11 protein-coding genes and 1 tRNA gene are annotated in these 11,841 nt (G+C 64.6%); 5 read left to right on the top strand and 7 right to left on the bottom strand.

Translation table 11 applies throughout. The features are described 5' to 3' along the window. The first annotated feature begins 119 nt into the window (after positions 1-119). Genes ABIE24_RS05690 through ABIE24_RS05680 form a run of 3 tightly spaced genes read left to right on the top strand, consistent with a single transcriptional unit; the run spans position 120 to position 1,863 of the window. On the top strand, positions 120-764 hold the full coding sequence (locus ABIE24_RS05690) for a hypothetical protein (protein ID WP_354497637.1): 645 nt from the start codon (positions 120-122) through the stop codon (positions 762-764). Then, a complete protein-coding gene (locus ABIE24_RS05685; protein WP_354497635.1) occupies positions 761-1,174 on the top strand; it encodes a phage holin family protein in 414 nt (137 codons plus the stop codon). Before ABIE24_RS05690 ends, ABIE24_RS05685 begins: the two co-directional genes overlap by 4 nt. Then, positions 1,171-1,863 (top strand): DUF3618 domain-containing protein, encoded by a 693-nt coding sequence (locus ABIE24_RS05680; protein ID WP_354497634.1) that lies wholly within the window; start codon positions 1,171-1,173, stop codon positions 1,861-1,863. The genes ABIE24_RS05685 and ABIE24_RS05680 overlap by 4 nt, the downstream gene beginning before the upstream one ends. Before the next feature lie 235 nt (positions 1,864-2,098). Here ABIE24_RS05680 and pknB read toward each other — a convergent pair whose 3' ends face one another. The 7 genes from pknB to ABIE24_RS05645 form a co-directional block, all read right to left on the bottom strand. Then, entirely contained in the window at positions 2,099-3,793 is a 1,695-nt protein-coding gene (gene pknB / locus ABIE24_RS05675; protein WP_354497632.1) for a Stk1 family PASTA domain-containing Ser/Thr kinase, read from the bottom strand. A gap of 61 nt (positions 3,794-3,854) precedes the next feature. Next, positions 3,855-5,576 (bottom strand): protein kinase domain-containing protein, encoded by a 1,722-nt coding sequence (locus tag ABIE24_RS05670; protein WP_354497631.1) that lies wholly within the window; start codon positions 5,574-5,576, stop codon positions 3,855-3,857. Continuing rightward, complete coding sequence (locus tag ABIE24_RS05665; RefSeq protein ID WP_354497630.1) at positions 5,573-7,027, bottom strand: peptidoglycan D,D-transpeptidase FtsI family protein; 1,455 nt, start codon at positions 7,025-7,027, stop codon at positions 5,573-5,575. Before ABIE24_RS05665 ends, ABIE24_RS05670 begins: the two co-directional genes overlap by 4 nt. Beyond that, positions 7,024-8,370, bottom strand: a complete 1,347-nt coding sequence (locus ABIE24_RS05660) for an FtsW/RodA/SpoVE family cell cycle protein (protein ID WP_354498114.1) — start codon at positions 8,368-8,370, stop codon at positions 7,024-7,026. The genes ABIE24_RS05665 and ABIE24_RS05660 overlap by 4 nt, the downstream gene beginning before the upstream one ends. 107 nt (positions 8,371-8,477) lie before the next feature. Next, entirely contained in the window at positions 8,478-9,731 is a 1,254-nt protein-coding gene (locus ABIE24_RS05655) for a Stp1/IreP family PP2C-type Ser/Thr phosphatase (RefSeq protein WP_354497628.1), read from the bottom strand. A gap of 6 nt (positions 9,732-9,737) precedes the next feature. Continuing rightward, the gene (locus ABIE24_RS05650) at positions 9,738-10,277 is read right to left on the bottom strand and encodes an FHA domain-containing protein FhaB/FipA (RefSeq protein ID WP_354497626.1); all 540 of its coding nucleotides are present in this window, start codon (positions 10,275-10,277) and stop codon (positions 9,738-9,740) included. Then, on the bottom strand, positions 10,274-11,020 hold the full coding sequence (locus tag ABIE24_RS05645) for an FHA domain-containing protein (RefSeq protein ID WP_354497624.1): 747 nt from the start codon (positions 11,018-11,020) through the stop codon (positions 10,274-10,276). The genes ABIE24_RS05650 and ABIE24_RS05645 overlap by 4 nt, the downstream gene beginning before the upstream one ends. A 218-nt stretch (positions 11,021-11,238) precedes the next feature. On the opposite strand from ABIE24_RS05645, the gene ABIE24_RS05640 reads away from it, so the two are divergent. Further along, a tRNA-Leu gene (locus ABIE24_RS05640) sits at positions 11,239-11,322 on the top strand. A gap of 178 nt (positions 11,323-11,500) precedes the next feature. Beyond that, positions 11,501-11,785, top strand: a complete 285-nt coding sequence (locus ABIE24_RS05635) for a PLDc N-terminal domain-containing protein (RefSeq protein WP_354497622.1) — start codon at positions 11,501-11,503, stop codon at positions 11,783-11,785. Positions 11,786-11,841: the final 56 nt, after the last annotated feature.

Below are 11,841 nucleotides of genomic sequence, written 5' to 3'. Positions count from 1 at the left end.
TGGGCTGAAGCTTTGCGTTCCCGCGACCGCGGGTGAGGATTTCTTTCACACGACTCGAGACTTTGCTGCCGCCGTCACCCCTGACCAGGCAAGCAGGTCTCCTCCAAGGAGGAAGAATCATGACACAAACTTCAGGCGCCGACGACACGTCGACCACCGACCGCGTACGTGACGCAGGATCCCACGTCGCCGGTGTGGCCGCCGATGAGGCGTCCAACGTGAAGCAAGAGGTCGGAAACCAGGCCAGGAACCTCGTGGGCCAGGTCCGGACTCAGTTGAAAGATCAGGTCTCCACCCAGCAGGAACGCGCCGCCGGCGGCATCCGATCGGTCAGCGACGAGCTGCGGTCGATGGCCGACTCGTCTGAGACTCGCGGCGCTGCATCGAATCTCGTCTCCCAGGCCGCCTCTCGCGCGAGTGACGTTGCGGGATGGCTCGAGGGACGTGACCCTTCCGACGTGCTCACCGAAGTGAAGCGCTTCGCGCGGCGACGCCCGGGCGTCTTCATCGCCATCGCCGCGGGAGCCGGCATCGTCGTGGGCCGGATCGCCAAGTCTCTGGCAAGCGGTAACGAGTCTTCGGACGCCGGCTACCAGGCTGGTCGCGCCGACTACATCGGCGAAGACCCGACGATCGCCACGACGGGTACCGCCTACTCAGGAACCACCGCATACGGTGACACCACCGGTTACGACACCGCATCGACCGGTTACACGGCCCCTTCCGGCTCGCCGGACTACACAACCAGCGGTGACCTTCGATGAGTGAACCCTACGTGCCCGACCCAGAACAGCGGTCCGAGTCGCTCGGCCAGCTCCTCGGCGAAGTGACGAAGGATATCTCCACGTTGTTCCGCCAGGAGGTCGAACTGGCCAAGGCCGAGATCACCGCCTCAGCGAAGAAGGCCGGGAAGGGCGCGGGCATGTTCGGCGCAGCCGGTGTAGCCGGACTGCTGGCCCTCGTCTTCCTCTCGGTCGCGCTGTGGTGGGGACTCGGATTCCTGACCGGCCTCGTCTGGTCAGCCATCATCGTTGCCGTCATCTGGGGCATCGTTGCCGCGATTCTCGCTCTACGTGGCAAGAAGGAAATCGAAGAGATTCAGGGCGTCCCCAAGACGGTGGAAACGCTCAAAGAAGTTCCCGAGGCATTCAAGACAAGTGAGGACCAGAGATGACGAACGATCCTGAAGCGATCAAGCAGGAAATCGAAGAGACCCGGAGCAACCTCAGCTACGACGTGGACGCCCTGGCAGACAAGGTGAGCCCCTCGAGCATTGCCCAGCGTCAGACGGAGAAGGTGAAAGGCATGGCCAGAAAGATTAAGGACAGCGTCATGGGTGCAGCAGAAGATGCCAAGGATCACGTTACTGACGCTGCGTCGACGGTCGGTGACAAAGTCGGTGACAAGGCGTCCCGTCTCGGGAACGTCCAGCATCGGGCTGTCGACAAGGCGAAGGGCAACCCGCTGGCTGTCGGACTGATCGCCTTCGGAGCGGGCCTGCTTGCTGCGTCGCTGATCCCGGCATCCGACAAGGAGAAGGAACTCGCCCAGACGGCGAAGGAGAAAGCCGCCCCTCTCGTCGACGACCTCAAGGAAACAGCCAAGGGTGTCGCCGAGGATCTGAAGGAGCCGGCGAAGGAGGCTGCCGAGTCCGTGAAGGACGCCGCGGCAAACGCCTTCTCCAACGTCAAGGACGACGCCGCAAGCCAGGCGAAGGACATCAAGGGCGAATCAGAAAGCACGTCCGGGACCACCGGGTACGCGTCGTCGACCACGGGATACGTCGCTCCGGACAGCGGCACCTCGCCGCTCGTGGATGAGCCGGTCTACGACGCCACGCGTACGGATGACCAGCTGCGTTAACCCCTTTTTCCCACAACGGCGGCCGTGACGGAAGTCGGGGCCGCCGTTCTGGTGTTTCAGCGCGGAGGGCGGTCCCTGGAAGCGATGCCGCGTCAGCGCGGCCCCTGGAAGCGTTGCCGCGCCAGCGGCAGCGCGGAGGGCAGCGCGGAGGGCGGTTCCTGGAAGCGATGCCGCGTCAGCGCGGCCCCTGGAAGCGTTGCCGCGCCAGCGGCAGCGCGGAGGGCAGCGCGGAGGGCTAGCCCGAGCAGTAGGTCAGCTGGATCGTCGAGCGCTGCGGCACGTCTCCGGGCGCGAGCGACTGGGCCGTCACGGGGTTACCGGGCAGGGCAGGGCACGCCGGGTCAGGCACCGGTTCGACCGTGAGGCCGACCGTCGGGTCTTGCATCAGGTCGGTAGCCACGTCGATGCTCTGCGCGCGTACATCCTTGATGGTCACCAGACCACTTGAGACGAGCAGGTTGACCGTCGTTCCCTTGGCCACTTCAGCGTCAGCTGCCGGGTCGGTGCTGATGACCGAGCCCGCCGAACGGTCAGGAGAGTTCTCTTTCGAGATGGCACCGGATGCCAGGCCAACAGTGGCGAGATCGGCCTGTGCCTGCTCCGTCGTCTTGTTAATGACGTCGGGCACGGTCACCTTCGCCGCGCCCAGCGACACGTAGAGCCGTACGACATCCTTCGGGCGCACCTTGCTGTCTTTGTTCGGGTCGGTGCGGATGACCAAACCCTCGTCGACGGTGGCGCTCTCCTCGGTGACCACACTGGCGACGAGATCGAGTTCGGTCAGGGTGTTGATCGCACTCTCTTCGCTGACACCGACCAGGTCGGGAATCGGCCGGGACTCAGTCTGGAGGACGGGTGCCTGCCCCAGCGACATCACCCAGATCATGACAGCGATCAGCACCACGGCGATCGAGGCGATACCCGCCCAGATCCACACCACCGGCGGCCGGCGCTGGGTTCTGGTCACCGAGTCGTCACTGGTCAGTTGGCGCAGCGCCTGTTCTGTGCTCGATGAGGCCCCGGGAGGCGGACCGAACAGAGCCGTGCTGGCGTCGGTCGTGTTGTGATGGCGCGGGATTTTTCCGGCTGCCGCGACCTGGAGGTCGTCGCGGAAGTCCGCGGCGGTCTGGTACCGCTCGAACCGATCCTTCGAGAGTCCACGCATCACGACATGGTCGAGCGCAGGAGAAACTTTCCGGTTCACCGATGACGGCCGGACCGCGGTCTCACTGACGTGCTGGTAGGCGACGGCCACGGCGGTATCGCCGCGGAACGGCGCCCGTCCGGTCAGCATCTCGAACAGCACAACGGCCATCGAGTACAGGTCAGTCCTCGCGTCGACGACCTCGCCCTTGGCCTGCTCGGGCGAGAAGTACGACGCGGTGCCGAGGATCGCCGTGGTCTGGGCGACGGTCGATGAGGAGTCCGAGACGGCCCTGGCGATTCCGAAGTCCATCACCTTGACCTGCTCGTCAGGGGTGATCATGATGTTGCCCGGCTTGATGTCGCGGTGCACGACCCCGGCGCGGTGGGAGTATTCGAGGGCGGTCAGGACGCCCTCGGCGATGGCGACGGCGCGCGCCGACTCCATCGGGCCTTCGGAGATGACGGCTTTCAACGTGCGCCCAGAGACGTACTCCATGACAATGAAGGGTTCACGTGAAACACGGCCGTCATGCTTGACCGTCTCCTCGCCGGCGTCGAAGACACGAACGATGGTGGGGTGCGCCATCCGGGACGCTGCCTGGGCCTCCTGGCGGAACCGAGTACGGAAGGCAGGGTCGTTAGCGAGGTCGGCCTTGAGGATCTTGATCGCGACGGTACGTCCGAGTTTTGTGTCCGTTCCTCGGAAAACGTTGGCCATGCCACCGCGACCGATCAGGTCACCGACGAGGTAGCGCCCTGCGAGCAGGCGTTGTTCGTCAGCCACTCATGAACTCCTTAAATCGGACCTCGGATGGGTCAGGGACATTGTAGTCGGCGAGGAATGCTCATTCAGGCTGGGCCGCGCGGATCTGCGCGGTCGCCGCAGGCGACTGGCCCGACTCGGATGAACCGCAGAACGCGCTGTAGGTGACGCTCAGGGTGCCTTCCGTATCTCCGACGACGATGTCGCCACTGTTGGTGCTGACGGCGCCGCCTGCAGCTGTCGGAGTCCCGCCCACTGCAGTGATCCGGTACCCGAGCATCTGCATTCCGGCGGGGCACTGGGTGAAGGCCGGCCAGTTGGCGGTGACCGTCGTGCCTGCCGCGACATTCACGCATCGACCAGCGGCGTCGCATCCCTCACCGGAGAGGGTCGGCGGATCTGTCGGGATCGGAATCTCCGCCATCGGCCCGTACACGGTGACGGTGACGATCTGGCCTCGTTGGAGGTTGCCCTCCGGGTCGATCCCGTAGACGATTCCGACCTGATCCTCGGAGGTCGCCGCATTCCCCTCCGAACGTTCGGAGGCGAGTCCGAGTTCCCTGAGCTTCGCGGCGGCTTCGTCATAGGTGTCGCCGACGAAGTCCGAGCCGCTGACAGCAATGAGATCGCTCGTCGGTGTCGGCGTGGGCGTCGGCGACGGTGTCGCCGACGGGGTGGTCGCGACCGGTGCCGGCGTGCTGGACGTCGCGGGAGGCGTTTCTACTTCGCCCTGATTGACGAGTGCGATGACGGTTCCGGTGAGCACGATGGCCAGAATCGTAATCAGCGCTATCAGCGGCCAGGTCCAGGCACTGCGCTTCTTCTTCTCGCCCTCAGTGGTCGGCACTTCGGCCGTTGTCGTCGTGACCTCCGACGCCCCGAGGAGTTGCGTGGTGGCATCCCCGCCGCTGTTCATCAGCACGGTTGCGTCGGTGAGTGCGCCGCCCTCGGCGATCGCAGGCACAGCCGCCGCGGCCGCAGCGGTGTCTCCACGGCGCAGGGCCTGTGCTGCGCGGGTCACGTGTGCCGCCGATGCCGGACGGTCAGCCGGGTTCTTCGCGATCATCGAAAGGACGAGGTTGCGCACCGGTTCGGAGACCGTGACCGGCAGGGGCGGTGGGGTCTCGTTGATCTGCGCCATGGCGATGGCAACCTGCGATTCGCCCGTGAAGGGTCGCTTGCCTGCCAGGCATTCGTACGCGACGATTCCCAGAGAATAGATATCCGTCGTCGGTGACGCAGGGTGGCCGGATGCCTGCTCCGGAGAGAGATACTGCACGGTGCCCATGACCTGGCCCGTTGCGGTCAGTGGAACCTGATCGGCGATGCGCGCGATGCCGAAGTCGGTGATCTTGACGCGACCATCAGGTGTGATGAGGAGGTTGCCTGGTTTGATGTCGCGGTGTACCAGGCCGGCGGCGTGCGCCGCCTGCAGTGCGAGCGCGGTCTGCGCCGTGATGTCGAGCACTTTGTCGGTCGCCAGCACGTGTTCACGTTCAAGCAAGGTGGAGAGGGCTTCGCCTGGCACGAGCTCCATCACCAGGAAGGCGCTGCCTTCCTCCTCGCCGTAGTCGAAGACGTTGGCGATGCCTTCGTGGTTGACCAGAGCCGCGTGCCTCGCTTCGGAGCGGAACCGCTCGAGAAAGTTGGGGTCGCCGAGATACTCTTCCTTGAGAATCTTGATCGCGACAGTCCGACCGATGACGAGGTCGGTGGCGTTCCACACTTCGCCCATACCGCCGATGGCGATCCGGGACTCCAGTTCGTATCGTCCCCCGAAGGTGACCCCTGCTGTGGGTCTCATTTGTTCAGCACCGCCTCTAGAACTTTCTTGGCAATTGGCGCGGCAACGATGTTCCCTGAGCTGTGACGACCCAGATTTCCGTCGTTCTCAACGACAACCGCGACCGCGACCTCGGGATTGCTTGCTGGGGCGAATCCGGTGAACCACAGCGAATATGGTTCGTCCTCACCGTTCTGAGCTGTGCCAGTCTTACCCGCCACGTCGACCCCCTCTATTCTTGCACCGTTCGATTGACCGCTAGCCACGCTGTCGATCATCATCTCCGTGACCGATGTGGCCGTTTCAGAGCTGACGGCGTCGCTCATGACCTGCGGTTCAAAACTCTTGAGAACTTCGAGGTTCCGGCCCGTCACGCGGTCGACGAGGGTCGGTGCCATGACGGTGCCGCCGTTGGCGATTCCAGCTGAGACGAGCGCCATCTGGAGCGGAGTCGCCCGGACTTCGTACTGGCCGAAGGCGGTCAGCCCGGTCTGGGCGTCGTCAAGGTCCTTGGGGTAGACGCTCACGCCGGCAGGAGTAGGAAGCGCCATCTTCGTGTTGAACCCGAACTTCTCGGCGGTTTCGCGAAGAGCGTCGTCGCCCAGTTCCATACCGAGCTGGGCCAGGGGAACGTTGCAACTCTGCCGGATCGCCTCGGCCAGGGTGACTGTCTCGCCCGGGCCGCAGGCCAGGCGGTTCCAGTTGTAGACCGTCGCGCTGCTCCCAGGAAGCTGAAGGCTGACGGGGTTCGGGAAGGTCGACTCGGCCGTGTACTTACCGCTTTCGACGGCTGCCGCGGCGACCAGAACCTTGAACGACGAGCCGGGTGGGTTCATGTTGCCGCTCGTGGCCCGGTTGCTCAACGGGTCGAGGGAATCCGCCTTGAGGGCCTCGTAGGCGGTGATGACGCTCTGCGAATCGTGCGACGCCAGCGCGTTCGGGTCATAGGTCGGAGTCGACGCCATGGCAAGGATCCGGCCGGTCGAGGGCTCGATCGCCACAACCGCCCCCTGTCGGTCGCCGAGCGCCTCGAACGCCGCCTTTTGAACATCCGGGTCGATGGTCACTTCGACGGCCGCGCCCTTCGGGGCCTGCCCGGCGACGAGTTGGTTGATGGTGTCGAGGAACTGGGAATTGGAGGTACCCGACAGGTAATCATTCATGTACTTCTCGATACCCGCCGAGCCCTGGGTCGGGTTGAAGTATCCCGTGATGGGTGCGTACATCGCCCCCTCGGGGTATGCGCGCTGAAAGACGAACTGGTCGCCGGTGGGCACCGACTGGGCGATCACCGTGCTTCCGGCCAGAATCGGCCCTCGCTCGGTGTCGTAGCTGTCGTAGAGGGCGCGGGTGTTCCTTGAGTCGAGGCGGAGGGTGTCTGCCTGGAGCACCTGGATGATTGTCGTCGACCCGAACAGGGCGAAGAACATGACGAGGACGAGCACGCTGACGCGCTTCAGTTCACGATTCACGAGGAAACCTCCTGTACCGGCCCAGTACGGATGCTGTCGCTCACGCGCAGGAGCAGAGCGACGATGATCCAGTTGGCGACGAGAGACGAGCCACCCGCCGCGAGGAAAGGCGTGGTCAGGCCGGTCAGCGGGATGACTCGGGTGACGCCGCCGACCATGATGAAGACCTGAAGGGCGATGACGAAGGCGAGGCCGACGGCAAGCAGCTTGCCGAAGTCATCCTGGGCACGGAAGCCGATCCGGAGCCCGCGGGATACGAAGAGCAGGTAGAGGCTGAGGATGGCGAAGATCCCCGCCAGACCGAGTTCCTCTCCGAGGCTCGCCATGATGTAGTCGCTCTGCGACAGCGGGGTGAGTTCAGGGCGTCCCTGGCCAAGTCCTGTGCCGAGGAGCCCGCCCTGCGCCAGCCCGAAGATGCCCTGGACGAGCTGGTAGCTGCCGCCCTGTGCGTCGTACACCTGTGGGCTGAAGGCATCCAGCCAGTTCTGGAACCGGCCGTGGACGTAGGTCAGCGTCTGGCTGGCGAAGTAGGCGCCGACGGCGAAGAGCCCGACACCGATCAGTATCCAGCTCAACCGTCCCGTAGAGATGTAGAGGACGACGGTGAACAGGCCGAAGAAGAGCAGCGCGGTACCCATGTCGTGCTGGAACACGATGATAGCCATCGAGAGAGCCCAGACCACGAGGATGGGCCCGAGGTCGCGCAACCGCGGAAACTGCATCCACAGGAACTTCTTGCCGACCATCGACAGGCTGTCGCGGGTGCGAACCAGGTAGCCGGCGAAGAAGATGGCCAGCGCGATCTTGGCGATCTCGCCCGGCTGGAAGCTGACGATGTCGCCGATCCCGATCCACACCCGGGCTCCGCTGACCTCACGGCCGATGCCGGGTACGAGCGGGAGGAGCAGGAGTACGAAGGCGAAAGCGCCGAACAGGTAGGTGTAGCGGAACAGGACACGATGGTTCCTGACCACGAGGATCACGACGATTGCCGCAAGGACGGCGATCCCGCTCCACAGGATCTGCCGGGTGGAGGCCGCGGCCCACCCTGTTGCGTTCGCGGCGAGGTCGATGCGGTAGATCATGGCGACGCCGAGTCCGTTGAGCACGGTGGCGATCGGCAACAGCAACGGGTCGGCTTGCGGAGCCACGTAGCGCAGGCAGACGTGAAGGCCGAGAACGAGCGCAGAGAGGCCTGCGCCGAGGTAGACGAGATCGAGGTCGATGGCGCCGGTCGCGCCGAGCTGCACCAGGAGAATGGCCACCGAGTTGATGACGCAGGCAAAGATGAGCAGCGCCAGCTCACGGTTGCGCAGCTTCAGCGGCAGGCGCAGCTTGCGCATGGTGCGGAGGACGGCTGTATCTGCCTTGAACTCCTCCTGCTGGGCAGGGAGTTCAACGATCCGACCGCCGACGGCGCCGGTGGGGCGGGTTCTCGAGTCGTTTGTCATCACTCGTCGTCCTTCGACGTGGTGGTTCGGAGCCGGGAGACGATCTCCTGCGCCTCGTCGAGAGACGACGCGCTGATGGTCTGCTCCACCTGCTGACGGTCGTACGTGGAGAGCATCGACAGGGGGATTCCGGTGTCGTTGTGCTCGGTGGACAAGCTGAAGGGTCCGATGTCCTGCTGGATCCCCTGGTAGATCACAACGGTGTTCTCGTCGGCTCCCACGAAGAATCGCGACTGGGTCCAGGCATAGCCGACCAGGAGGGCAAGGATGATGGCGAGAACGAGGGCCAGGGAGCCGACCAGCCAGGTCAGCCGACGTCGTTTCGCGCGTCGGGCATCCTCTTCGATCAGTTCGTCGAGATAGTCGTCCGATGCGGGCTCGAAGTGGCTCGGGCCCGACGAGGTGGCACGCCCGGAGTGAAGCCGGAGAGAGGGCAACAGGCCTGTCCGCCGCGGCGCGTCATTCTGGAAGGCGAGGGGGCGAGACGCCGACCCGACGATGACCGGGGTCTGCGCACTTGCGGATCGTTCGGCCCCGACGTCGAAGATGACGACAGTGACGTTGTCAGGTGCTCCGCCGTCGAGTGCCTTGCGGATGAGCTGCTCGCCGACCTGTCTGGCGGGGAGTTCCTGGGCGAGCGTCGCCTGGAGCGCGTCCTTGTCGACGACACCGGAGAGCCCATCGGAGCAGAGAAGCCAGCGATCGCCGGGGTGGGTGCGCATGACCATGGTGTCGATCTCGGGGTTCGAGTCGACGTCACCGAGCACGCGCATCAGAACGGAGCGCCGCGGATGAACCATGGCTTCTTCCTCCGTGATCCGGCCGGAGTCGACGAGGCGTTGAACGAAGGTGTGGTCGGCGGTGATCTGGCTCAGTTCGCCGTCGCGGAGGAGGTAGATGCGGGAATCGCCGATGTGGGCGATCGCGACCTCGTCGCCGACCGCGATGATGGCGTCGACCGTGGTGCCCATGCCGCCGAGTTCCGGATGCTCGAAGACAGCCTCGGCGAGTTCAGCATTCGCGGCGCTGATCGCCGTCTGCAGGGCCGCTTCGGCATCCTGCGCACTGGTGAAGTCGGCATCCGCCTGCATGATGCGTTTGAGGGCGATGGCGCTGGCCACGTCACCACCGGCGTGGCCGCCCATGCCGTCGGCGACGACGAACAGGTGGGTTCCGGCATAACCGGAGTCCTGGTTGTTCGAGCGGATCTTCCCGACATGGGAGATGGCCGCAGAGTCGCCTGCTTTGGTCACTGTCGTCTACCGCCGCAGTTCAAAACTGGTCGCGCCGACCTTGATCGGGGTGCCGAGCGTGATCTGCGTCGGTGAACTGATGCGTTTTCCCCCGAGGAACGTGCCATTGGTCGAGTCGAGGTCCTGGATCATCCAGTCTTCGTTCCACAGCAGGAGTTTGGCGTGGTGGGTGGAGGTGAAATCGTCGCGGATGACGAGCCCCGAGTCCGGTGCCCTGCCGATCGTCAGCGGATCGCGCCCGAGTGACACCTCGAGCCCTTCCTTGGGACCTGCCGTGATCACGAGGCGGCTGACGTTGTTGATCGTCGCCTTCTCATTCTTGCGGCCGCTGGGCGGCAGCACCGGGGGTGCCGTCCTGGTCGGCAGAACCGGAGGTGCGGGCGGGGGCGCGGCTCGCGGGGCCGGCTGCGCGGCCTGCGCCGCCTGGGTTTTGCGAGGGCCGTGGCCGAAGATGTCGGAGCGGAGGGCGTAGACGATGGCGAAGACAAAAAGCCACAACAAAAGCAGGAACCCGATGCGGAGCACCAGGAGGGTGAGTTCACTCACGACGAGGGCCCCCAGAATCCGCCCTCTGCGCCGTAAGCGCGGGTGGAGTCGTCGAGGTTGTCGGGTGAACTCGGGGTGGAAGATTGTGCCAGCACTCGGAACACAATACGGGTCCGGCCGATCTGAACGACCGAATCGGGCGAGAGGGCGACCTGCGTGAACGGTGCTCCGTTCAGCGTCGAACCGTTGGTTGAGCCGAGATCGCGTGCCTGAGCGCGCTCGCCGTCCCAGAGGATTTCGACGTGTTTGCGGCTCGTCCCCGAGTCGTCAATGGTGATGTCGGCGTCGCTCCCGCGTCCGATGACTGTCCTGGCCTTGGTGATCGGGTAACGCTTGCCGCCGACGTCGAGAACCGGGGTCCACGAAACCTGCCCCTTCACGTTGACGGAATCGAGGTGCAGCATCCCGTCGGAAAGGCTGCCGTCCGGCTTCAACCGGATGCTGATTCCGCCGGCAAACGTGTATCCCTGGTGGGCCGCATGCTTCTGTACGAGGCTGGTGAGCTCGTCGATGAGGGCTGGGCCGATGCCAGACATGCGCTCGTGGTCGGAGGTCGACATGCGCACGACGAACTGGTTGGGAGCGAGGATGCGGTCGCGGCTCACGACGACGGCCTTGGTGTCGAGTTCGCGCTTGAGCGCCGACGTGATCTCGACCGGCTGCAGCCCCGAACGGAAGGTCTTGGCGAACGCACCGTTCACGGCACGTTCGAGACCCTTCTCGAAGTTGTCCAGAATGCCCACAGGTCTCCCGATCGTGTTCAATGGCTACCCACATGTTAGTAGGCGGGCCTGAGAGTGAGGCCCCCCTTCGACGCGGCCGCTAGCGGCCTGGCTCAGGAACCATACAACCGAGGCCTGAGAAGTCTCGGAGATCCGAGTCCGGTGGCACCCGACTCGAATGGCGATTCAGTCGACGCCATGCTAATCTCGCTGAGTTGACACGCATGTGTCGCAACACTGCGCGAGTGGCGGAATTGGCAGACGCGCTGGCTTCAGGTGCCAGTGCTCGAAAGGGCGTGGGGGTTCAAGTCCCCCCTCGCGCACAGCGTTGAAACAGAAGAAAAGCCTCCGAGAGCTCGGAGGCTTTTTTTGTGTCCCGATGGACCTCTCAATAGGCCGCCATCGTCCGCGAGATTGGCGGCTACCCGGTTGTGCCGACGGATCGTTGGGGAGATTCTGAAGAGGAATGTTCGCGTTCCATTCAGAAAGGGAGTAACCATCGTGACGAAGCTGACGATCAACAAGCTGGCGAAAGACAATCGAAAGAAGCGGCGCGGAAAGAAGAACAAGAAGCCGACCTGGAGCGAGCTGAGCACAGGAAAGAAGGCCGGCGTCGTGGCGATGGGCACGGCGCAGATGGCCCTCGCTGCCACCGCCTGGCGGGACCTCGCCAAACGCTCCGCCGCAGAAATCCGTGGCCGGAAGGGTCTCTGGGCGGCGATCATTGCCATCAACTGGGTTGGGCCGATCGCCTACTTCATCAGGGGTCGCCGGGCTGTCGCCTGAGCCCCACCGATGAAGGTCGTGCTGAGGGGCTGACAGGGCGTCCTTCGGCGTCCGTC

The sequence above is a fragment of the Mycetocola sp. 2940 genome (assembly GCF_040548835.1).
GTDB lineage: Bacteria > Actinomycetota > Actinomycetes > Actinomycetales > Microbacteriaceae > Mycetocola_A.
The sequence above is the reverse complement of the archived record's forward strand: the minus strand, read 5'-3'. Positions and strand labels throughout refer to the sequence as shown.